The following is a 23,424-nucleotide window of genomic DNA, read 5'->3' as shown; positions in this document are numbered from 1 at the left end:
AGAGCGGTTGCGCGGCAGATTGCTGGAGACACGGAAATCCCAGGGAAAATCACGAACGAGCCATGCTCAGGTCGTCGATGATCTCGGAAAGGCGATCGTGGCGGGCGTATTTCCGATCGGCACCATCCTTCCGGGCGACAGCGATCTCCTGCAGCGGTTCAAGGTATCGCGGACCGTTCTGCGCGAGAGCATGAAGACGTTGGCGGCGAAAGGACTGGTCGTCCCGCGCGCCAGGGTCGGCACCCGGGTCACCGAGCGGATCCACTGGAATATGTTCGACAACGAGGTGCTGACCTGGCACTTCGAAAGCGGCGTCAACGAAGAGTTTCTCCTTCACCTCTACGACATCCGCCTGGCCTTCGAGCCCTTTGCCGCCAGTCTGGTGGCGGAGCGGGCCGGCGCGGAAGAAATCGATCTGCTGCGGCGGCTGGCCTTGGCGATGGCCACGCCGGAACATACGGCGGACAGCCTTGCGCTTGCCGACCTTCATTTTCACCTGGCAGTCACCGAAGCGTCCCACAATCCCTTCATGCGCTCGCTCGGTGGCTTGATCGAAGCCGCTTTGGTCGGAATGTTCCGCATGAGCGCACCTCCCTCCAGCAACGGCTTCGCCAATATTGCCGATACGCATATGGCCATTGTCGATGCCATCGCGGCTCACGACGGACCGACCGCGTATAAAGCGATGGAGTTCGTCATTTTCGATGGCCGCCAGCATGTGCTGGAAGCCTTCGCGGCGCTTGCGGATGCTTGAGCGCCATATCCAAATTCGCCGTAGTTCCCCATTCAACTAGTTGCTATGAGGAGGTAAGGCCTGCATAGGCCTCGCCGAGTCGTATCTTTCGGAGCTTGAAATGGAACGCACCTGCCTTGCCATCATCCTCGCCGCCGGTGACAGCACCCGCATGAAGTCGTCGGTCTCCAAGGTGCTGCATCCGATCGCTGGCCGTCCGATGATCGCGCATGTGATGGAAGCGATCGCCAGGACCGATATTTCCGCCGCCGCCCTCGTTGTCGGCCGCAATGCGGAGGAGGTGGCTGCCGCCGCCGATATCGGTGGCATCGAGGTTGAGGCCTATTTGCAGAAGGAGCGTCTGGGGACCGGCCATGCCGTGCTTGCCGCACGCGAGGCAATCGCCCGAGGCTATGACGATATCATCGTCGCTTACGGCGATGTGCCGTTGCTCACCGACGTGCCGCTGCGTGCCGCCCGAAAGGGACTTGCCGACGGCAACGATATCGTCGTCATCGGCTTTCACACGGAAAATCCGAATGCCTATGGCCGGCTGCTGGTCAAGGACGGCGAGTTGATCGCCATCCGCGAGGCGAAGGACGCAACCGATGCCGAACTGGCGGTGACCTGGTGCAACAGCGGCCTGATGGCGATCAACGGCCGTAAGGCACTCGATCTGCTTGACCGCATCGGTAACAGCAACGCCAAGGGCGAATACTATCTGACGGACCTTGTCGAAATCGCCCGCTCGCTCGGCGGCCGCGCCGTTGCCGTTGACGCGCCGGAAGTGGAAATGACCGGTTGCAACAACCGCGCCGAGCTCGCATTCATCGAGCGCCTCTGGCAGGAGCGTCGCCGCCATGAGCTGATGCTTTTCGGCGTCACGATGATCGCACCGGAAACGGTGTTCCTCGCCTATGACACGGTGATCGGCCAGGATGCGCTGATCGAGCCGAACGTCGTCTTCGGCCCCGGCGCTGTCATCGACAGCGGGGCGGTCATCCATGCCTTCTCGCATATCGAAGGCGCCCATGTCAGCGGCACCGCCACGGTCGGTCCGTTTGCACGGCTGCGCCCCGGCGCGGATCTTGCAGATGGTTCGAAGGTCGGCAACTTCTGCGAAGTGAAGAACGGCAAGATCGGCAAGGGCGCCAAGGTCAACCATTTGACCTATATCGGCGACGCTACGATCGGCGCCGGCAGCAATATCGGCGCCGGCACGATTACCTGCAATTATGACGGGGTCAACAAGCACGAGACCCATATTGGCGCCAACAGTTTCATCGGCTCCAACTCCTCATTGGTTGCGCCGGTGCGTATCGGCGACAATGCCTATGTCGCCTCCGGCAGTGTGATCACCGAGGACGTTCCCGCCGACGCGCTTGCCTTCGGCCGCGCGCGCCAGGAAGTGAAGCCCGGCCGCGCCAAACTCATCCGCGAAAAAGCCCTGGCCATCAAGGCAGCAAAAAAGGGCAGCCACTAAGTATTTCGCTTATGGTCGCGTAACGGTCAGAAATCGAAAGTGACCGTCCCGGCAATTGAGAAAACTGATAGAATCATTAGGACTTGCCTTCTTATTTGAGGCCAGACGGAGAGTTGCATGTGCGGCATTGTTGGGATTGTCGGAACGAAGCCGGTAGCGGCGCGATTGGTGGATGCCTTACGGCGTCTTGAATATCGCGGTTACGATTCTGCGGGTGTCGCGACCATTCATGACGGCGTGATGGATCGCCGCCGCGCCGAAGGGAAGCTCTTCAATTTGGAAAAGCGGCTCGATGCCGAGCCGCTGCCGGGCGTCACCGGCATAGCCCACACTCGTTGGGCGACGCATGGCGTCCCGAACGAGACCAACGCCCATCCGCATTTCATCGAGGGCGTCGCTGTCGTCCACAATGGCATCATCGAGAATTTTTCCGAACTGCGCGAGGAGCTGAAGGCTGAGGGCAGGGTGTTCACGACGCAGACGGACACCGAAGTCGTCGCGCATCTGCTGGCGAAATATGTCGGCGAAGGGCTCGATCCGCGCGCGGCGATGCTGAAGATGCTGAACCGCGTCACCGGTGCCTATGCGCTAGCGATCATGTTCCAGAGCGACCCCGATACGCTGATGGCGGCCCGCTCCGGCCCGCCGCTTGCCGTCGGCTTCGGCAACGGCGAGATGTTCCTCGGTTCCGACGCCATCGCTCTTTCTCCCTTCACCAACGAGATCACCTATCTAGTCGACGGCGACTGCGCGATCATCACGCGCAACAGTGCCACGATCCTCGATTTCAACGGCCAGGAAGTCAGCCGGCCCCGGCAGATATCGCAGGCAACCGCCTATGTCGTCGACAAGGGCAATCACCGCCATTTCATGGAAAAGGAAATCTATGAACAGCCGGAGGTGATCTCCCACGCGCTCAGCCAATATGTCGATTTCGTCAGCCATCGACTACATCCGAATGCATCGGCGATCGATTTCAAGGGGGTATCCGGCCTTGCGATTTCTGCTTGCGGCACGGCCTATCTTGCCGGCCTGATCGGCAAATACTGGTTCGAGCGTTACGCCCGTCTGCCGGTCGAGATCGATGTCGCTTCCGAATTCCGCTATCGCGAGATGCCGCTGTCTCCCTCGCAGGCAGCGCTGTTCATTTCGCAGTCCGGTGAAACCGCCGATACGCTGGCGTCGCTGCGCTATTGCAAGGACAATGGCCTGAAGATCGGCGCAATCGTCAACGTCAAGGAATCGACCATCGCGCGTGAATCCGATGCGGTGTTTCCGATCATGGCCGGCCCGGAGATCGGCGTTGCCTCGACCAAGGCTTTCACCTGCCAGCTTGCCGTTCTGGCGTCACTGGCGATCGGCGCGGGCGTTGCGCGTGGCACGGTGAGTGCCGAGGATGAAAACGCGATGGTGCGCCACTTGGTCGAGATGCCGCGCATCATGGCAAGGGTGCTGAACATCATCCAGCCGCAGATGGAAAGCCTTGCCCGCGAAATCTCCAAGTTCAAGGATGTGCTCTATCTCGGCCGCGGCACCAGCTTTCCGCTCGCCATGGAAGGCGCGCTGAAGCTCAAGGAAATCTCCTATATCCACGCCGAAGGCTATGCCGCCGGTGAGCTGAAGCATGGCCCGATCGCGCTGATCGACGAGAACATGCCGGTTATCGTCATTGCGCCCTATGATCGCTTCTTCGACAAGACCGTCTCAAACATGCAGGAAGTGGCGGCGCGGGGCGGCCGCATCATCTTCATCACCGACGAGGCGGGGGCGGCTGCCTCCACGCTGCCGACGATGGCGACCATCGTCCTGCCGGTTGTCGATGAAATCATCGCGCCGATGATCTTCTCGCTGCCGATCCAGTTGCTCGCCTATCACACGGCCGTCTTCATGGGCACGGATGTCGATCAGCCGCGCAATCTCGCCAAGTCGGTGACGGTGGAGTAAGTCGCGGCCGCATTTATTTTCGTGTGATAACGTCGTCGTGAACCGGGCCGATATCCGGCCCGGTGGCGTGGCTGCCGGGTTGTGCGCCGCGCCGATTTCTGGCACGATTCATCAAGGAGATGGTGGGGGGATTTGCCGGTTAGCGGTTGGCGACGGAACGGAGTTTTCGAACGGCGAATGACGGAAAAGCCCATCAAAGTGTCCGTGGCGACGCGGCTCAGAAACAACTTCCTGGCCGGCCTCATTATCTGCGCGCCGATTGCCATCACGCTCTGGCTTACCTGGTCTGTCATCCATTGGGCCGACAGCTGGGTCCGGCCCTATATTCCTGCGCGCTACGATCCCGAGAGCTACCTGAACTTCGCCGTTCCCGGTACGGGCGTGGTGATCGCGATGATCTTCATCACCATCATCGGCTTCCTCGCCAAGAACCTGATCGGCCAAAGCATCGTTCGCTTCGGCGAGTCGATCGTCCAGCGTGTGCCGCTGGTGCGGACCATCTACAAGAGCCTGAAGCAGATCTTCGAAACCGTGCTGAAGGAGCAGGGCACGTCGTTCAAGAAGGTCGGTCTGATCGAATATCCGAGCCCCGGCCTCTGGTCGATGGTGTTCGTCTCCACCGACGCCAAAGGCGAAATCGCCTCGAAATTCAATGCCATGGGGCATGATATGGTGGCGGTTTTTCTGCCGCCGACCCCCGTGCCGACCGCCGGCTTCCTGATCTTCGTGCCGCGCGAAAAAATCACGCTTCTGGACATGAGCCCGGAAGACGGCGCCAAGCTTCTGATTTCCGGCGGGCTGGTCTCGCCGGAATATCGCGAGAAGCTGATCACGCCCAAGGAAGTACCGCCGCCCGTTCCGATGAAATCCCTGTCTTAGAACTACACCGCGTGCGGGTATGGTAACTTATGCTCCGGCCAGTCGCTGCGTGCAGAGCCTCTATCTCACGCTGTTGAACATTTCGACAGCAGAGTTGAAACGGGTGACGACGAGCTGGTATTTGTCCGGCGTGGGATCCTGCTTGATCTGGCGGAAGTCGCCGACCATTCCGGTCAGACTGTCGTTGATGCCGTCAAGAAGCGGAGTATTGACGCCGCTGCCGCCTTCCTGTTTGGCCTTCGCCATGGCGGTGCGCTGATCCTCCAATGTCTTTTCCAGATCAGTGATCTTTGCGTCTATTTGGCTCTGCAGAGCAGGCTTGCCTGGGTCTTCCGAACTATTGAGAAGATCGACCAGTTGTCTCGCTTGGCTGAGGGCAAGCCGTGTCTGGTAGACCGGCATGTCTCCCCGTTCCTTGATCTTTGCGAGCTCGGCCTGTTCCCGGCGGTCGAGTTCCTTCTGCAATTGCTGATGGAATTCCTCCAATGCGTTGGCGGCGGACTGGAAGTCGGCAAGCATCAGCGGATCCTCGCGCTTTCCACGCGCCAGCGCATCTTCCATATAGGCCTTGCTGCTATAATAGACATCCAGACCGGAAAGGCGGGGAACGACCTGACCGAGCGCAGAGATCAGCTTGTCGGCGGCGGCATCCAATTCCGTGGCGGCATCGCCCTTTGCACCACGTACCGTCTTTAGTTTATCCGTGGATTGTTCGAGCGAGCCTTTGCTGACGTCGGTAATATCGTCGGAGGTCGCGCTCTTCGAAATATTGGCGTTCTGATAGGCTTGATATTGCGCCAGCAGGCCGGAATCCCCGATGAGATCATTATAGGCGAGCACATAGTCGTTTAATTTCGCGCTATTTGCCAGCTTCGTTGCCGTATCGGCGGATGACTGGTTGCTGGCGGCAGTGGAGCTCGACTGATCGTCGCAGGCCGAAAGGCCCAGGATTGCGGTGAATGCCATCGCGAAAATTGCGACAGAAGCAGACGTCTTCATGGAATGAAACCCTTCGCTATATTATGGCGTTAACAGCAATTGTTCCGACGATATCGCAAACTCGGTTCACAGCTAGCTTAGGAAACGACCTACGCCAAATGCGGAACGGTTTCAATCTCAAGATGTTATGACCGAGCGAAAGAACGTTATGCTGGCGATCATTTAGTCGGCTGACGATCTCTGAGATTTTTTGCCAGGGGCATTCGACCTAGAATTGCCCGGCCGCTCCGATATGGTTCGCGGGAAGCTTTTATTCAGCACGTCATTTGGCCGATTGACGCCCGGTTCGCATCAGAGAGATCGAACTGTCATGTCTCTATCATATTGCCGTTCTAGACCGGTTGCCGGAAGGGCAGGCGGGCACATCTCATGGTCGAATGTTTCCAGCTCAACGGAGCCGGACGTTTTCGTTCGATGCGGTTTTCAACCGATCCGAAGATGAATGCCGTTCCAGCACAAAGAGCTTTCATCAGGAGAATATTGCCGTGAGAAATTTGCGTTCCATGAGTTTGCCGCTGCTGTCGGCAGCGCTCGCCACTTTCGTTTTTGCTATGCCGGTCGCAGCCTTCGCCGACAGTTCCGTCGCCGTCGGCGGCATCACGTTGATCAACAAGGGCCTCGTCGCTGTCGGTCGTATCCGGGCCAACCAGCGCGACAAGTTCGGTGAGACCTTCGGCTCCGGCTCCGGCATGTCGATCGACGCCAAGAGCTGGGTGCGCAATGCGGATGGCTCCTACAAGGGATCGTTGTGGCTGCTGCCAGACCGTGGCTATAACGTCGTCGGCACCACCGATTATCGTCCGCGCCTCAACACCATCGACGTTCAACTGACACCGGTCGCGCCAGGCGCAACGCCGCCGGCCGGCAAGGAGCAGTCGGGCGTCGTTGCCACGCTTGCCGATACCATGCTGCTAACCGACAATAAGGGCGCCGACACCACCGGCCTCGATCCCTCGAGTGGCAGTCGCCATCCGGAAGATGGCATGCCCTTGCTGCCTGAAGCGCCGAACGGCAAGATCTCGCTCGACAATGAAGCCATCGCCCGCCTGCCGGATGGCACCATGTTCATCAGCGACGAATACGGCCCCTATATCTACCGCTTTTCCGCCGGTGGCCGCATGATGTCCGCCACGCCCCCGCCGGCAGCACTGCTGCCGATGCGTCATGGTGCGATCAATTTCGCCTCGAACAATCCCGGCCCCGGCGAAAGCGCACCCGATCCCAAGGATCCAACCAGCGGCCGGCAGAACAATCAGGGCCTCGAAGGCATGTCGATGACCCCGGACGGCAAGTTCCTGATCGCCGTGCTGCAGTCGGCGACCCGCCAGGACGGCGGCGATTCCGGCTCGACCCGGCAAAACACCCGCGCGCTGGTTTACGATGCCGCCGATCTGGCGCATCTGAAGCTGGTGCACGAATATGTCGTGCCATTGCCGGTCTTCACCAACAGTAAGGGCAAGACGGCTGTCGCCGCCCAAAGCGAAATCGTGGCGCTTTCGCCGACGAGCTTCCTGATGCTGGCGCGCGACAGCAACAACGGCTACGGCATGGAAGGCGAAAAGTCGCTCTACCGCAGCATCGACGTCATCGACGTATCGGCCGCCACCGATATCGCCGGCAGCAAATTCGATGCCGACACGCCGGTTGCTCCGAAGGGTGTTCTTGATGCCTCAGTGAAGCCCGCAACGGTCAGCCAGTTCATCGACATCAACGACAGCGCCAATCTGGCTCGCTTCGGTCTCCATAACGGTGCGCCGAACGACCGCAACAATCTCTCCGAAAAATGGGAGGCTATGTCGTTCGTCAGCGTTCTCGACCCGAAGCTGCCGGATGACTACTTCCTGTTCGTCGCCAATGACAACGACTTCTTGACCCAGGACGGCTTCCAGGTAGGCGCTGCCTACAAGGGGGAAGGTGGGGCTGATGTCGATACCATGTTCCAGGTGTTCCAGGTGACGATCCCCGGCCTGTCTGCCAAGTAACGGCCTTTGAAAAGGGATGGACGCGGTCGTCGCGTCCATCCGACTATCCGGCTCTCAGGAACCGGATCGCCTCGTCGCGGCGGAAGAGATAGAGCAGGGTGCGTACCGCCATGCCGCGCTCGCCGGTCAGGTCCGGATCGCGGTCGATCAGATAGGCGGCGTCCTTGCGGGCGATTTCGAGAAGATCGGCATGGGCCTCGATGCTTGCGATGCGGAAGCCGGGCGTGCCGGACTGGCGCGTGCCGAGCAACTCGCCTTCGCCCCGCAGCTTTAGATCCTCTTCGGCGATGCGAAAGCCGTCCTCGGTATCGCGCATGATCGACAGCCGCGCATGTCCAGTCTCGCCGAGCGGACCCTTATAGAGCAGGATGCAGGTTGAGGCTTCGTCACCACGCCCGACGCGGCCGCGAAGCTGATGCAACTGCGCCAGGCCGAAACGCTCGGCATGCTCGATCACCATGATCGTCGCATCGGGCACGTCGACGCCGACCTCGACAACGGTGGTGGCAACCAACAGGCGGATTTCACCGTTCTTGAAGGCCATCATCACGGCGTCTTTTTCCGGCCCGCTCATGCGGCCGTGGATGAGGCCTATGCCGGCGCCAAGCGCCTTGACGAGTGTTCCATGCCGCTCCTCGACCGACATTAAATCGGATTCTTCGGATTCTTCCACAAGTGGGCAAATCCAATAGGCTTTCTTGCCTTCTGATAGTGCGCTCCTCAGCCGGGATACGATATCTCCGGTGCGCTCGGTGGGAATGGTGATCGTCTGGATCGGCTTGCGGCCTGCCGGCTTTTCCGTGAGCTTGGAGACATCCATATCGCCGAAGGCGGCCAGCACCAGCGTGCGCGGGATCGGTGTGGCGGTCATCACCAGCATATGCGGCGAGATGCCCTTTGCCGTCAGCCGCAGGCGCTGGTGAACGCCGAAGCGGTGCTGTTCGTCGACGACGGCCAGCATCAGGTTGGCATAGCTGACGCTGTCCTGGAACAACGCATGCGTGCCGATGACGATCTGCGCTTCGCCAGAGGCGATGCGCTCGAGGATGGCATCGCGTTCGCGGCCCTTGGTGCGGCCGGTCAGAACTTCGACGGAAAGATTGGCGCTGGCGGCGAATTTCGCGATGGTCGCATAATGCTGTCGCGCCAGGATTTCGGTCGGGGCCATCAGCACCGCCTGGCCACCGCTTTCGATGACGGCTGCAATCGCCATCAGCGCAACCAGCGTCTTTCCCGCGCCGACATCACCCTGGAGTAGCCGCAGCATGCGGTCAGTACCCGCCATATCCTTGAGGATATCGGCAATGGCTGCCGTTTGGCTGTTTGTCAGGGAGAAGGGAAGGGATTCCAATATCTTCCGACTGATGTCTCCAGTCGGATGCACGGGCTGTCCCGCTACTTTGCGCAGCCGTTGACGGACGAGCGCCAGCGACAATTGCCCCGCCAGGAATTCGTCATAGGCAAGCCTGCGGCGGGCTGGCGCCTGCGGATCGATATCGGCGGCGTCGCACGGCGCATGCAGCATATGGAAGCTGTCGGATATCGAGGGAAAGCCCTGCTTCTGTGCCAGCGCCTCATCGTCCCATTCCGGCAATTGCGGCAAGCGTGCCAGCGCTGCCTCGATAGTCTTGCGCAGGAATTTCAGTGCGAGCCCCGCCGTCAACGGATAGACGGGTTCGACCAATGGCAGGTTCTGCGCTTCGCTTTCGCGCATGATGTAGTCGGGATGCACCATCGACGGGCGGCCATTGAACCAGTCGACCTTGCCGCTGACGGTAACCGTCTCATCGATCGGCAATTGCTTTTCCAGCCATTGCGCCTTGCCGCGGAAGAACACCAGGCCGAGTTCGCCGGTCTCGTCATGCAGGAAGACGCGGTAGGGCACGTTGCTGCGCGGGTTTGGCGGCGGCTGGTGGCGGTCGACGCGGCCGGTAATGGTGACGATCGCACCCTGCGGTGCTCTCGCGATGCCCGGCTGCTCCCGCCGGTCGATAATGGAGTGTGGCGCGTGGAAGAGCAGGTCGACGACGCGGCAATCGTCGATGGTTTCCCGGTCGAGCAGCTTCACCAGCAGCTCGGCAACCTTCGGCCCGACGCCGGGCAGCGAGGAAATGGACGCAAATAACGGGTCGAGAATGGCGGGACGCATGGCCGGCAAAATGCGACGGGGAGGGTAGTCTTGGCAAGGGCTGACCGCCACGGAGGCTTCCGCGAGGCACACACTCCCCGGAAAATTGAATGTGAGGCGCTTTTTTCCGAAAAAGCGGTTCCCACCTTCCAAGGCTGGTTTTATAGAGACGCATCAACATAAAGGTTTTTGTGATGACTGGGCTGACACTCAGCAGTGCCGATCTCGATCCCCGCCGCCGCCGCATTCTGTTTCGCTGCTGGCATCGTGGCCTCCGCGAGATGGATCTCGTTTTCGGCCAGTTTGCCGACAATGAGTTGCCGGGGCTCAGCGAGGCAGACCTGGATGAATTCGAGCGCATCATGGACGAGGAAGACAATGATCTCGTCCGGTGGATCCTCGGAACGCTGCCGGTACCCGAGCATCTGCAGACGCCGCTTTTCAAGCGTGTGGCCGCCTATAAGCCGGATTTTGAAGAGGTCGCGGAAAGGCTTGGGATAACCAGATGATCCCAGGGTTCGACGCGAAGAAACTGCTCGCGGCGAGCGAGCCGCTGAGGGTTGGCCATGTTCCAGCGGGCATGGAGCCCTTCCTGCTGGCCGAACTGGCGCGAACCGGCGAGCCGGTCGCCTATGTGATGTCGGATGGCCAGCACATGGCCGATGTCGAGCAGATGCTTGGCTTCCTCGCGCCTGAAATTCCGGTTTTGACGCTGCCCGCCTGGGACTGCCTTCCCTATGACCGCGTGTCGCCCAGTTCAGACACCTCGGCCCGCCGTCTCGCGGCCCTCTCCGGACTGATCGCCTATCATCGCAAGCCGCATGCGGCGATCGTATTGGTGACCGTCAACGCGATGCTGCAGAAGGTGGCGCCGCAGGATGTGATCGAGAGCCTGGCCTTCTCGGCCCGGCCCGGCAATCAGGTCCGCATGGACGATATCGCCGGCCGCCTGGAGCGCAACGGCTTTGACCGCGTTGCGACCGTGCGTGAAGTGGGTGAATATGCCGTGCGCGGTGGTATTCTTGATGTCTTCGTGCCGGGGACGGAAGAGCCTGTGCGTCTCGATTTCTTCGGCGATACGCTGGAAAGCATCCGCAGCTTCGATCCCGCCAGCCAGCGCACGACCGGCCAGGTCCGCTCCCTCGATCTCAATCCGATGAGCGAGGTGACGCTGACACCGGATACGATCAGCCGCTTCCGCAAGAATTACCTCTCCTCCTTCGGTGCGGCCACGCGCGACGACGCGCTCTATGTCGCCGTCTCCGAAGGTCGCCGTTATGCCGGCATGGAACATTGGCTGCCGCTGTTCTACGAGAAGCTGGAGACGGTCTTCGACTATCTCCGGGGCTTCCGGCTGGTCACTGACCATACGGTGCGTGAAGCCGCCGAGGAGCGCTCCAAGCTCGTTTTCGACTATTATGATGCCCGCCTGAATTCTGGACAGCCGGCCAAGAGCCAGATGTCTCAGGGCACGCCGTATAAGCCGGTGACACCGGGCCAGCTCTATCTCGACGGCGGCAGCCTCTCCAAGGCGCTCGACGCCTTCAACGCCATCCGCATCTCGCCCTTCAACGAGCATGAGGGCGAGGCTCGCCGCGTCATCAACATCGATGCCCGCCAGGGTCCGCGATGGGCGCGGTCCGCGACCGAAAACGCCGACGCCGAGCGCGTCAACGTCTTCGATTCCGTGGTTAAGCATATCGCCGAACGCCGTGCCGCCGGCGACAAAATAATGATCACGGCCTGGACGGAGGGTTCGCTCGACCGCCTTTTGCAGGTGCTTGCCGAACACGGCCTTGCACGCGTCAAGACGGTCGAGGCTTTCAAGGATCTTGCTACGTTGGCGAAAGGCGAGGCGGCAGCAGCCGTGCTCAGCCTGGAAGCCGGTTTCGAAGTCGGCGATCTCGTCGTTATCGGCGAGCAGGATATTCTCGGCGACCGCATGGTGCGCCGATCCAAACGCCGCAAGCGTGCCGCTGATTTCATCTCGGAAGTGGCCGGTCTCGATGAAGGATCGATTGTCGTCCATGCCGAACACGGCATCGGCCGTTTCGTTGGTCTGAGGACTATCGAGGCGGCGGGCGCGCCGCATGCATGTCTTGAGCTGCAATATGCCGACGAGGCTAAGCTGTTCCTCCCGGTCGAAAATATCGATCTTCTCTCACGCTACGGCGGCGAGGGCACCGAGGCACAGCTCGACAAGCTGGGTGGCGGCGCATGGCAGATGCGCAAGGCCAAGCTCAAGAAGCGCCTGCTGGACATGGCCGGCGCGCTGATCCGCATAGCGGCCGAGCGCCTAACGCGGCATGCACCGGTGCTCAGCACCCCGGACGGGCTCTATGACGAGTTCGCCGCCCGTTTCCCCTATGACGAGACCGAAGACCAGATGACCGCCATCGAAGCCGTGCGCGACGATCTCGGCGCCGGCCGGCCGATGGACCGCCTCGTCTGTGGCGACGTCGGTTTCGGTAAGACGGAAGTGGCGCTGCGCGCCGCCTTCGTTGCCGCCATGAACGGCGCGCAGGTCGCCGTCGTCGTGCCGACGACACTGCTGGCGCGTCAGCACTTCAAGACCTTCACCGACCGCTTCCGCGGCCTGCCGATCCGCATCCAGCAGGCATCCCGCCTCGTTGGCGCGAAGGAGCTGGCGCTGACCAAGAAGGAAGTTTCCGAAGGCAAGACCGACATCGTCGTCGGCACGCATGCGCTGCTCGGCGCTGGCATCCAGTTCGCCAATCTCGGCCTGCTGGTCATCGACGAGGAGCAGCACTTCGGCGTTAAGCACAAGGAGCGGCTGAAGGAGCTGAAGAGCGACGTGCATGTGCTGACGCTCTCGGCAACGCCGATCCCGCGCACGCTGCAGCTTGCCATGACCGGCGTGCGCGAACTGTCGCTGATCACCACGCCGCCGGTCGACCGCATGGCAGTGCGCACCTTCATCTCGCCCTTCGATTCGCTGGTGATCCGCGAAACGCTGATGCGCGAGCATTATCGCGGCGGCCAGAGCTTCTATGTCTGCCCGCGCCTTGCCGATCTCGCCGATATCCACGCCTTCCTGCAATCGGACGTGCCGGAGCTGAAGGTTGCCGTCGCCCATGGCCAGATGCCGGCCGGCGAGCTCGAAGACATCATGAACGCCTTCTACGAAGGCCGCTACGATGTCTTGCTTTCGACCACCATCGTCGAATCTGGCCTCGACGTGCCCACAGCTAACACGTTGATCGTCCACCGCGCCGACATGTTCGGCCTGGCGCAGCTCTATCAGCTTCGCGGCCGCGTCGGTCGTTCCAAGGTGCGCGCCTTTGCGCTCTTCACCCTGCCGGTCAACAAGGTGCTGACGACGACGGCGGAGCGCCGCCTCAAGGTGCTGCAATCGCTCGACACGCTCGGCGCCGGCTTCCAGCTCGCCAGCCACGACCTCGATATCCGCGGCGCCGGCAATCTGCTCGGCGAGGAGCAGTCCGGCCATATCAAGGAAGTCGGCTTCGAACTCTACCAGCAGATGCTCGAAGAGGCCGTTGCCGAGGTCAAGGGCGTCGACGAGATCCAGGACACCGGCTGGTCGCCGCAGATCTCTGTCGGCACGCCGGTCATGATCCCCGACGCCTACGTGCCGGACCTGCATCTGCGCATGGCGCTCTATCGCCGCCTCGGCGAGATCACCGAAATCAAGGAAATCGACGGCTTCGGCGCCGAAATGATCGACCGCTTCGGGCCAATGCCGATCGAGGTGCAGCATCTCCTGAAGATCGTCTACATCAAGTCGCTCTGCCGCGTCGCCAATGTCGAAAAACTGGATGCCGGCCCCAAGGGCGTCGTCGTGCAGTTCCGCCACAAGGAATTCCCCAACCCGGCCAACCTCGTAGGCTATATCGCCAAGCAGGGCAGCATGGCGAAGATCCGCCCCGACCACAGCGTGTTCCTGACGCGGGATTTGCCGACGCCGGAGAAGCGGCTGCAGGGGGCGGCGGTGGTTATGACGCAGTTGGCGGAATTGGCGAAATAGGAAATCGCGTATTAGCTGCGATTGATACTTGCTCAGTCGATACTAAATGTGGTGATATACACGTCATGATTGTTTAAACGTGAGCAAATTCAATCATATGCCTGAGCTCGACGATCCTCAGTGGCATGAACTGCAACACGCTTACGGCAGTGCCTCAAATATCCCGGCTCTGCTTAGAGCTTTAGCCTCATCCACTGGACCTAAAAAGGGCTACACCGATGAGCCTTGGTTTAGTTTATGGTCGAGCATTTGCCATCAAGGAGATGCCTATACGGCTTCCTATGCAGCGATCCCGCATGTGGTTCAGATCGCAATGAGCACTCGTACGCCAGTCGATTTTTCTTTTTTCGTGCTACCAGCGGCTGTTGAATTGGCGCGACGACAGGGACGCGGACCGGATATCCCGCATCAGCTTGACGAAGACTATCGCAGATCCATCGCGCGCCTGGGTGAGTGCGTTAATCTCCACCTCGACGATCCATGGATTAAGTCCATGATTTCATCGGAAACGACTACAGAAGAATGGATCGCTATGATCGAAAGGCATGATGCTGAATAAGCGCTGGACGCGTTGACCTGTGCTCAATTCATCCCAGCCCGCGCCTCGGCCTTCATCTTGGCGATATCGCGCAGTGCCTCGATGAGTACATCCGGCGTCTGGGCGCCGCTGACGGCATATTGCTGGTCGAAGATGAAGAAGGGGACGCCGGTGACGCCGATCTTTTGCGCTGCTTCGATCTCACCGATAATAAGGTCGCGGTCGGCGTCGGAGGAGAGCAGGGCCGATATGACGGAGCGATCAAGGCCGGCGCCTTCGGCGATATCCAGCAGCACGGCATGATCGCCCACATTGCGTCCTTCCTCGAAATTGGCCTTGAACAAGGCGTTGACCACCTTCTCCTGCTTTTCGCGGTTTTCCGTCCCCGCCCAATGGATGAGGCGGTGTGCGTCCAGCGTGTTCGGGCCGATCTTGATGGCGTCGAAATCGAACTTGATGCCGACGTCGCGGCCGAGGTCAGTCAGCATCTTGTGCGCCTGCGCAACGCGCTCCTCGCCGCCGAGCTTCTTTGCCAATTCCTTCTTTTGGTCGACGCCTTCGGGCGGATACTCGGGATTGAGACGATAGGGGCGCCAGTTGAGGTCGACGCCCACTTCGTCCTGCACCTCGGCGATCGCCAGCTCCAGCCGCGCCTTACCGAGATAGCACCAGGGACATACGACGTCCGAGACGATATCGATCGTGATGCGTTCCATGGTCTGTGTCCTTCCGCTTTGTCGTCCAAAGATCCCATCTAGGCTTTCCGGCCGGAGGCTTCAACCGGTTACCGAAAGGGAACCGGCAACATTTTGGCGGCTTCAGTGCCCTATTGCACCGAAGCGTCCCACCATGTCGGCAATTGATAGCCATAGAGCGGCAGCACATCGGGATGGGCGATGCGGCTGCGCCGCGCTACCCATTGCTGGCCGATATGATAGAGGGGCAGGACGTAATAGCCGGAAATCAAGATGCGGTCGAAGGAGCGCACCGCGTCACGAAAATCCTCGGCGGAATGGGCCGTAAGGAAATGATCCATCAGCGTGTCGACATCAGGATCTGCGACACCAGCGAAATTGAGGCTGCCCTCAGCCTTTGCGGCGGCGGAGCTCCAGCGTCCCACCTGCTCGATGCCTGGCGACAGCGACGAGGGATAGGCTTTGAGGATCATGTCATAATCGTAGCTGATCGTCCGGAGCTGATATTGCGAATCATCGACGGTACGGATCGTCACGGCGATGCCGAGCAGCGCCAAAGACCGGCGATAGGCGATTGCGATGCGCTCCTGATCGGCATTCTGCGTCATGATCTCGAAGCTGAGCTGACGCCCGGCGCTATCGACCATCTTTTCGCCTTTGATCGTGTAGCCGCCCTGCTTGAGCAGATCGACGGCCTTGCGCAGGATGGCCCGGTCGCGGCCGGAACCGTCGCTGACAGGCAGTCTGTAGCTACCGTCGAGCACATCGGGATCAATGCGATCCTTGATCGGGCCGAGCATGGCAAGCTCTCGTGCATTGGCGGGCACGCCGAGCGATGAGAGATCGGAGTTCTGCCAGTAACTCTGCGTGCGGGTATAGGCGTTCGAGGAAAGGCTGCGGTTGACCCATTCGAAATCGAAGGCAAGGGTGAGGCCCTGCCGCACCTTCTTGTCGGCGAAGATCGGCCGGCGCGTGTTGAAGACGAAACCGAACATGCCGCTCGGCAGCTTCGGCTTGAAAACGTCCTTGACGACGGCGCCGGAGGTGGCTGCGGGAAAGTCATAGGCCTGTTGCCAGTGGCCCGGGCTGCCGTCGGGATAGACGTCGATATCGCCCTTCTTGAAAGCTTCGAACAGCGTGGTTTCCTGCAGGAAATAGGTGACGGAAATCTCGTCGTAATTGTCGACGCCGACCTTCGTCGGAATATCCTTGCCCCAATAGTCGGGATTGCGTTGGAAGATGATGCGTTGGCCGGGGTCGATGCTCTTGATCCCATAGGGGCCGGAGCCGATGGGAATGGCAAGCGTGGTCCGGTCGAAACTCTCCGGATCGGTGGCGTGTTTCGGCAGGATTGGCAGCGACGAGGCGATGATCAGCGGCGTTTCGCGATTCGCCTTATCGTTGAAATGGATCAGCACGCCATGCTCGCCGACCTTCTCCATCTTACTGACCGCCTGCAGCGGGGAGGAGAAGACCACACGGCCCTTGTCGCGCAGGAGCTCGAAGGTGAAAATCACATCCTCGGGCGTCACTGGCTGCCCGTCCGACCATTTGGCGTTCGGATTGAGGTTGAACTGGATGAAACTGCGACTCTCATCCCATTCGACCGTCTGTGCCAGCAGTCCATAAAGGGTGAAGGGCTCGTCGCGCGAGCGCTGCATCAGCGATTCGTAGATGAGATTGCCGTAATCGGGATCCCACATGCCGCGCGCCGTCGTACGCATGCTCTTTAAAATGAAGGGATTGAGATTGTCGAAGGTGCCGACGACGCCATAGCTGATACGCCCACCCTTTTTGACGTTCGGATTGACGTAGGGAAAATGTGTATAATCCGCCGGCAAGGCGGGATCTCCATGCATTGCGATGCCGTAGAGCGGCTGCGCGGCCGCCACATTGCAGAATGCTGCGAAGAACAGGAGAGTAGCGATCCGGAGCGCTTGCATGGCATCCTTTCCGGTAAGGGGTATGATTCTGCCGGACCTTATCACGACAGTGCCGAATTCAACACGCGGCCGGGGAATTCTTGGGTCTCAGCAGAAAAGACCAAAGAAAAGCTGGATATCCTCGCCTGTGCGATGTAACAGAAGTCCCGGGTTTCCCGGGTCATGCATTCGCCTTATTCATTCGACAGGTGGACGTTGGTTTGACCCGGTTGGCATGGGGCGACAGGCTGTCGTCCCGCATCGGATTTCAGGAGGCGGTTTCGCTATGATGTTCAAGACTGACAACAAAACGCGGGCAGGTCTGTCTGCTCTGGCTCTCATGATCGGTGCAGCGCTTCCGGCCGCTGCCTTCGCTCAGGATGCCTCCGGCGCAGCCCCTGCCGACGGTGGCGGCGATGCTAACCAGCCGCGCCTCGGCTGGTACAAGACCTGCACCAAGCAGGACGATGCCGATATCTGCATCGTTCAAAACCTCATGATGGCCAACAATGGTCAGCTCGTGACGGCAGTCGGCCTCATCTCGATCGACGGCAAGGTCAACCGCAAGATTCTGCAGATTTCCGTTCCGACCGCACGCCTGATCCCTCCGGGCATCACCATGCAGATCGATGGCGGCAAGGGCCAGAAGCTCGATTACGCTGTCTGCATGCCGGACAAGTGCACGGCAGAAGTGCCGGTGACCGACGCCATGATCGCGGCTTTGAAGAAGGGCACGGACGTGACCTTCACCTCGATCAACTTCCGTCGCGCTCCGAACCCGATCAAGATTTCGTTGACCGGTTTCGGCGCCGCCTTTGACGGTGCTGCCATCTCCGACTCTAAGTTGGCCGAAAGCCAGAAGAGCCTGCAGGACAGCATGCAGAAGAAGGCTGAGGAAGCTCGCAAAAAGCTCGAAGACGCTCAGAAAGCCGCCAAGCAGTAAGCTGCGGCCCTGTGAGATTTCATGAAAAAGCCCGGCGTGAGCCGGGCTTTTTCTATTGCGGCACCGGTCTGAAGAAAGGTGAACCGCTCAAAACGAAAGGGAAGACGTTGGGGAGCGTCTTCCCTTCGGGAAACCTGTTATGAAATAGGTGCTTAATGCGCGAGGCTCATCTTGGGCTTGAGCTCACCTGTGGGCGCCTGGTCGAAAATCTGAGCGATCTGTGGATTGCGGAGCGGAACGCCGCTCTCGTCATTGATCAGGTTCTGCTCGGATACGTATGCGACATACTCCGTCTCGTCGTTTTCGGCGAGAAGGTGATAGAAGGGCTGGTCCTTGCTGGGCCGCACTTCCATCGGAATGGAATTCCACCATTCTTCGGTATTGGCGAATTCCGGGTCGACGTCGAAGATGACACCGCGAAATGGGAACATCCGGTGTCGAACCACGTCGCCTATATTGAACTTTGCGTTGCGTTGTTTCATGGCGCGACTTCCTTTCAAGCAATCATGTGGTGAGTTTCACCGCCGATATCAAGGATTTTGCCCCGATTCCTTCATGTAACCGTCACATTCAAGTAACGCCGATCACCCCTGATTGTTCGATCATGCGATACATAAAATGTGACATCCAGTGAGGCAGCCGTGACCGATAAATGCCTGCCTCACGCTTGCCGATAATGAAAAAGCCCCGGCGAACCGGGGCTTTAACCTCGGTTCTTATGCCGAGTAGTACATGTCGTATTCGACCGGATGCGGGGTCATTTCGAAGCGCATGACTTCCTGCATCTTCAGTTCGATGAAAGCATCGATCTGGTCGTCGTCGAAGACGCCGCCGGCGGTTAGGAACTTGCGGTCCTTGTCCAGGCTTTCGAGCGCTTCGCGCAGCGAGCCGCAGACCGTCGGGATCTTCTTCAGTTCCTTCGGCGGCAGGTCGTACAGGTCCTTATCCATGGCCTTGCCCGGATGGATCTTGTTCTTGATACCGTCGAGACCCGCCATCAGCATAGCTGCGAAGGCGAGGTAGGGGTTGGCGGTCGGGTCAGGGAAGCGGACTTCGACGCGCTTTGCCTTCGGGTTGGAGCCGAAGGGGATGCGGCAGGAAGCCGAGCGGTTGCGCGCCGAGTAGGCAAGCAGAACCGGAGCTTCGTAACCCGGGACGAGACGCTTGTAGGAGTTCGTCGACGGGTTGGTGAAGGCGTTGATCGCCTTGGCATGCTTGATGATGCCGCCGATGTAGTAGAGGCAGCTCTCGGAGAGGCCAGCATATTCATCGCCAGCGAAGGTCGGCTTGCCACCCTTCCAGATCGACTGGTGAACGTGCATGCCGGAGCCGTTGTCACCGAAGATCGGCTTCGGCATGAAGGTTGCCGTCTTGCCATAGGCATTGGCGACCTGGTGAACGACATACTTGTAGATCTGCATCTTGTCGGCGTTGCGCACCAGCGTGTCGAACTTGATGCCAAGTTCGTGCTGAGCGGCGGCAACTTCGTGGTGATGCTTTTCGACGACGACGCCCATTTCGCCGAGAACCGTCAGCATTTCCGAGCGCATGTCCTGGGCGCTGTCGACCGGCGGGACCGGGAAGTAGCCGCCCTTGACGCGCGGACGGTGGCCGAGGTTGCCGGTTTCATAATCGGTGTCGTCGTTGGACGGCAGCTCGCTGGAATCGAGCTTGAAGCCGGTATTGTAAGGATCGGCCTTGTACTTGACGTCGTCGAAGACGAAGAATTCGGCTTCCGGACCAAAGAAGGCGGTGTCGCCAATGCCGGATGCCTTGAGGTAGGCTTCGGCCTTCTTGGCGGTGCCGCGCGGGTCACGGTTGTAGGCTTCTCCCGAAACCGGGTCGAGAATGTCACAGAGGATGACCATGGTGGACTGCGCGAAGAACGGGTCCATGTGGACCGTATCCGGGTCCGGCATCAGCACCATGTCGGATTCATTGATGGCCTTCCAGCCCGCAATCGAGGAGCCGTCGAACATGACGCCATCGGCGAACATGTCTTCATCGACGCAGACCACATCCATGGTGACGTGCTGCAGCTTGCCCTTGGGGTCGGTAAAGCGCAAGTCAACGAACTTGACGTCGTTGTCCTTGATCTGTTTGAGAATTTCGCTTGCCGTCGTCATTAAATTTCTCTTCCCTTGACTTAGATGACGATTTTTAGCCGCGGCCGAAAAGGCCGGGCGGTTATATGGCGTCTATGCCAGTTTCACCGGTGCGGATTCGAATGACCTCTTCGATGTTGGAGACGAAAATCTTTCCGTCGCCAATACGGCCAGTCTGTGCTGCCTTGCGGATAGCGTCGATCACCGCCTCCGCATTTTCGTCCGCCAATACGACTTCGACCTTCACCTTCGGCAGGAAGTCAACGACGTATTCAGCACCACGGTAAAGTTCCGTGTGGCCTTTCTGACGACCGAAGCCCTTCGCTTCCGTGACGGTGATGCCCTGCAGGCCGACTTCCTGAAGGGCTTCCTTCACTTCGTCGAGCTTGAAAGGCTTGATGATCGCTTCGATCTTTTTCATGAGAAAATGTCTCTCCGCTTTTCCTGTTACAGCAGGACTACTCCCCGCTCGGCCAACGTGATGCACGTATCATGCCAGTTCAGAGTGGGCTGCTGCAAAAAAATCCCGGCGAATTGACGCCGAGACCTCGGATTGATGAGGATTTTTCGGGAAAATGAAAGCGATTTCGCACGAAAATGAGCGGGATAAGCAAATTTTTGCGAAAAGTTGCCTCAACTCTCACAATCGTACCTTGGTGGGGCGTTTGCGGTGTGTGGACTTATTTTAAGCAAATGCATAATTATTGTTCACATCAAGCTGGGGAATGACGGTTGTTTTTCAGGCAGGTTTGGGATTCAATATTGTCCATCATGATGTTACCTCTCGCCGATCTGCTTCTTTCGCCTGACGATATGGCCGCCGTCGATCACGCCGCGGCCGCTTCGGGTATCGATTCCTATGGCCTCATGGAAAAGGCGGGGCAGGCGGTGGCCGCAAGCGCCCTTCGGCATTTCCCTGAAGCCCTGCGATATGTTGTTCTTTGCGGTCCCGGCAACAACGGCGGCGACGGCTACGTGGCGGCGCGCGCGCTTCGCCAAAGCGGCGCGCAGGTTCAACTCTATCATCTGGGCGAACCCAAAAGGCTCAAGGGCGATGCCGCCCGCGCTTTTGCCGATTGCCCGACCGCGGGGGAGACGTTGGAACGCTATCTGCCACTTGCCGGCGATGTGGTTATCGATGCTATTTTCGGCGCGGGCCTTTCCCGCCCAGTCCCCGATCAGGTCGCCACAATCATCGCGCGGGTTGCCGAAGCCGGCGTTCCCGTCATTGCCATCGACTTGCCCTCCGGCCTTGATGGCGGCAGCGGACAAATACTTGGTGCTGCTTTCCGTGCGGAACGCACGGTCACCTTCATGACCCGTAAGCCCGGCCATCTGCTGATACCGGGGCGGGAGCTTTGCGGTGCTCTGGAGGTTTTCGACATCGGCATCCCCGCCCGAATAGTCCGTGCACAGGCGAATGACACGCTTGCGGAAAATACGCCGGCGCAATGGCAGGCGAGCCTACCGGCGGCTGTCACCGACACCCACAAATTCAAGCGTGGTCACCTCGTCGTCTTTTCGGGCGGCGCAATAGCCACGGGAGCGGCGCGCATGTCGGCCATGGCGGGGCTGAAAGCGGGGGCAGGGCTCGTCACCATCGCCTCACCGGAACAGGCGCTGGCGGTCAACGCCGGCATGCTGACAGCAATCATGCTGCACCCCGTCGAGGACGAGGCAGTATTGCATGAGTGGCTATCCGACAAGCGCCTTTCGACCTTCGTCCTCGGCCCCGGTTTCGGCGCCGGCGAAAAGGCCCGCCAGTTTGCTCTGGCTTTGAGTGACCGCCATCTGGTGCTCGACGCCGACGGCATCACCTCGTTTCGCGATGATCCCCAGCGCCTGTTCGACGCCTTCGCCGATGGTCGGACGCGTCTGGTGCTGACGCCGCATGAGGGTGAGTTCGTCCGACTTTTCCCCGATATCGCCGCCGACGGCGCGCTGAGCAAGGTGGGTAAGGCCAGGGCGGCTGCGGCGCGGGCTCATGCCGCGGTTATCTATAAGGGCGCCGATAGTGTTATTGCCGCGCCTGACGGCCGGGCGCTGATCAATGCGAACGCCCCACCATGGCTTGCCACCGCCGGCTCCGGCGACGTGCTGGCCGGTATCATCGGCGGATTGATGGCGCAGGGAACTCCCGCCTTCGAAGCCGCGGCCGCCGGTGTCTGGCTGCATGGCGTGGCCGGGCAGCGCGCCGGAAAAGGACTAACGGCGGAGGATCTCGTCTCCCACGTCACGCCCTTTTGATAGACGCTATTTCGCCACTTCTTCCTGCAGCGCGATCGCGCCATAAGGCGCATTGACCTTGCCCTCATGGATCATGAAGGCGAAGACGTCGCGCGGCTCGGCCTTGACCTTCCGGCTTCCGTCGATCAGCGGCAGATCATCGGGTATCTTGCCCTCTGCCCAGGTCTCCAGCCGTTTCGCCCAGGCCTTCAGGTCCTTCGGCGGATAGCAGGTCTTGATGTCGTCGGAGCCCTTCTGCAGGCGGGCATAGACGAAATCGGCGGTCACGTCGGCGATCATCGGATATTCGAAATGCTCGGCGCAGACCGGCGCGATATTGTATTTTGCGAGCAGGGCGACGAATTCCGGCACCTTGAACGAGTCATGCCGGACCTCGACGACGTGCTGGAGCGCAAGGCCGTCTTGCTTGGTCGGCAGCAGCTTCAGAAACGCCTCGAAATCATCCGGATCGAATTTCTTGGTCGGCGCGAACTGCCAGAGCAGCGGTCCGAGATGATCGCCCAGCTCGCTGATGCCGGATGTGAGAAAGCGCTGCATCGACTCACCCGCCTCGGCAAGCACGCGCCGATTGGTGACGAAACGCGTCGCTTTTAGCGAGAAGATGAAACCATCCGGCACGTCGGCCGCCCATTTGGCAAAAACCTCCGGTTTCTGCGTGCTGTAATAGGTGCCGTTGACCTCGATCACCTTTAGCTGGCGACTGGCGAAATTGAGTTCGTCCTTCTGCTTCAGCGTGTCGGGATAGAATGTCCCGCGCCAAGGCTCAAACGTCCAGCCGCCAATGCCGGTTCGGATCGTTCCGGTTTTGGTCATTCTCTCC

The 23,424-nt window shown here is 59.9% G+C and carries 18 protein-coding genes; 10 read left to right on the top strand and 8 right to left on the bottom strand.

Annotated elements, in window-relative coordinates; all coding sequences use genetic code 11:
- Positions 1–7 precede the first annotated feature (7 nt).
- The 4 genes from AB6803_RS06895 (at position 8) to AB6803_RS06880 (ending at position 5,039) form a co-directional block, all read left to right on the top strand.
- The gene (locus AB6803_RS06895; RefSeq protein ID WP_371108175.1) at positions 8–754 is read left to right on the top strand and encodes a FadR/GntR family transcriptional regulator; all 747 of its coding nucleotides are present in this window, start codon (positions 8–10) and stop codon (positions 752–754) included.
- 100 nt (positions 755–854) lie between these two features.
- On the top strand, positions 855–2,216 hold the full coding sequence (gene glmU, locus AB6803_RS06890) for a bifunctional UDP-N-acetylglucosamine diphosphorylase/glucosamine-1-phosphate N-acetyltransferase GlmU (protein WP_371108174.1): 1,362 nt from the start codon (positions 855–857) through the stop codon (positions 2,214–2,216).
- Positions 2,217–2,333: 117 nt separating this feature from the next.
- Positions 2,334–4,160 (top strand): glutamine--fructose-6-phosphate transaminase (isomerizing), encoded by a 1,827-nt coding sequence (glmS, locus tag AB6803_RS06885; RefSeq protein ID WP_371108173.1) that lies wholly within the window; start codon positions 2,334–2,336, stop codon positions 4,158–4,160.
- A 177-nt stretch (positions 4,161–4,337) separates the two neighbouring features.
- A complete protein-coding gene (locus AB6803_RS06880) occupies positions 4,338–5,039 on the top strand; it encodes a DUF502 domain-containing protein (RefSeq protein WP_371108172.1) in 702 nt (233 codons plus the stop codon).
- Positions 5,040–5,099: 60 nt separating this feature from the next.
- Here AB6803_RS06880 and AB6803_RS06875 read toward each other — a convergent pair whose 3' ends face one another.
- A complete protein-coding gene (locus tag AB6803_RS06875; RefSeq protein ID WP_371108171.1) occupies positions 5,100–6,038 on the bottom strand; it encodes a YiiG family protein in 939 nt (312 codons plus the stop codon).
- 485 nt (positions 6,039–6,523) lie between these two features.
- On the opposite strand from AB6803_RS06875, the gene AB6803_RS06870 reads away from it, so the two are divergent.
- Positions 6,524–8,020 carry an esterase-like activity of phytase family protein gene (locus AB6803_RS06870; RefSeq protein WP_371108170.1) on the top strand — a complete coding sequence of 499 codons (1,497 nt, stop codon included), beginning with the start codon at positions 6,524–6,526 and terminating at the stop codon, positions 8,018–8,020.
- 43 nt (positions 8,021–8,063) lie between these two features.
- On the opposite strand, the gene recG is transcribed toward AB6803_RS06870, so the two are convergent.
- Positions 8,064–10,169 carry an ATP-dependent DNA helicase RecG gene (gene recG, locus AB6803_RS06865; RefSeq protein WP_371108350.1) on the bottom strand — a complete coding sequence of 702 codons (2,106 nt, stop codon included), beginning with the start codon at positions 10,167–10,169 and terminating at the stop codon, positions 8,064–8,066.
- 173 nt (positions 10,170–10,342) lie between these two features.
- Between recG and AB6803_RS06860 the strand changes: the two genes are divergently transcribed.
- The 3 genes from AB6803_RS06860 (at position 10,343) to AB6803_RS06850 (ending at position 14,713) form a co-directional block, all read left to right on the top strand.
- On the top strand, positions 10,343–10,657 hold the full coding sequence (locus AB6803_RS06860; protein WP_368511549.1) for a succinate dehydrogenase assembly factor 2: 315 nt from the start codon (positions 10,343–10,345) through the stop codon (positions 10,655–10,657).
- Complete coding sequence (gene mfd, locus AB6803_RS06855) at positions 10,654–14,154, top strand: transcription-repair coupling factor (protein ID WP_371108169.1); 3,501 nt, start codon at positions 10,654–10,656, stop codon at positions 14,152–14,154. Before AB6803_RS06860 ends, mfd begins: the two co-directional genes overlap by 4 nt.
- 97 nt (positions 14,155–14,251) lie before the next feature.
- Entirely contained in the window at positions 14,252–14,713 is a 462-nt protein-coding gene (locus tag AB6803_RS06850; protein WP_371108168.1) for a hypothetical protein, read from the top strand.
- 23 nt (positions 14,714–14,736) lie between these two features.
- Here AB6803_RS06850 and AB6803_RS06845 read toward each other — a convergent pair whose 3' ends face one another.
- Both AB6803_RS06845 and AB6803_RS06840 read right to left on the bottom strand, forming a co-directional pair.
- Positions 14,737–15,408, bottom strand: a complete 672-nt coding sequence (locus AB6803_RS06845) for a DsbA family oxidoreductase (protein WP_371108167.1) — start codon at positions 15,406–15,408, stop codon at positions 14,737–14,739.
- A 110-nt stretch (positions 15,409–15,518) separates the two neighbouring features.
- Positions 15,519–17,330, bottom strand: a complete 1,812-nt coding sequence (locus AB6803_RS06840; RefSeq protein ID WP_371108166.1) for an extracellular solute-binding protein — start codon at positions 17,328–17,330, stop codon at positions 15,519–15,521.
- Between the two features lie 265 nt (positions 17,331–17,595).
- Between AB6803_RS06840 and AB6803_RS06835 the strand changes: the two genes are divergently transcribed.
- Entirely contained in the window at positions 17,596–18,252 is a 657-nt protein-coding gene (locus tag AB6803_RS06835; protein WP_371108165.1) for an invasion associated locus B family protein, read from the top strand.
- Between the two features lie 152 nt (positions 18,253–18,404).
- Here AB6803_RS06835 and hspQ read toward each other — a convergent pair whose 3' ends face one another.
- From hspQ to AB6803_RS06820, 3 genes are all read right to left on the bottom strand, one after another.
- Positions 18,405–18,734 (bottom strand): heat shock protein HspQ, encoded by a 330-nt coding sequence (hspQ, locus tag AB6803_RS06830; protein ID WP_007693548.1) that lies wholly within the window; start codon positions 18,732–18,734, stop codon positions 18,405–18,407.
- A gap of 234 nt (positions 18,735–18,968) precedes the next feature.
- Positions 18,969–20,378, bottom strand: coding sequence for a type I glutamate--ammonia ligase (gene glnA, locus AB6803_RS06825; RefSeq protein WP_371108164.1), 1,410 nt, complete (start codon positions 20,376–20,378; stop codon positions 18,969–18,971).
- A 61-nt stretch (positions 20,379–20,439) separates the two neighbouring features.
- Entirely contained in the window at positions 20,440–20,778 is a 339-nt protein-coding gene (locus AB6803_RS06820) for a P-II family nitrogen regulator (RefSeq protein WP_003579240.1), read from the bottom strand.
- A 350-nt stretch (positions 20,779–21,128) separates the two neighbouring features.
- On the opposite strand from AB6803_RS06820, the gene AB6803_RS06815 reads away from it, so the two are divergent.
- Complete coding sequence (locus tag AB6803_RS06815) at positions 21,129–22,604, top strand: NAD(P)H-hydrate dehydratase (RefSeq protein WP_371108349.1); 1,476 nt, start codon at positions 21,129–21,131, stop codon at positions 22,602–22,604.
- Positions 22,605–22,610: 6 nt separating this feature from the next.
- Here AB6803_RS06815 and AB6803_RS06810 read toward each other — a convergent pair whose 3' ends face one another.
- Positions 22,611–23,417, bottom strand: a complete 807-nt coding sequence (locus AB6803_RS06810) for a DUF72 domain-containing protein (protein ID WP_371108163.1) — start codon at positions 23,415–23,417, stop codon at positions 22,611–22,613.
- Positions 23,418–23,424: the final 7 nt, after the last annotated feature.

The organism is Rhizobium sp. RCC_161_2, from assembly GCF_041355235.1.
In the GTDB taxonomy this organism is placed as follows: domain Bacteria; phylum Pseudomonadota; class Alphaproteobacteria; order Rhizobiales; family Rhizobiaceae; genus Rhizobium.
This window is presented reverse-complemented; position numbering and strand designations above follow the sequence as displayed.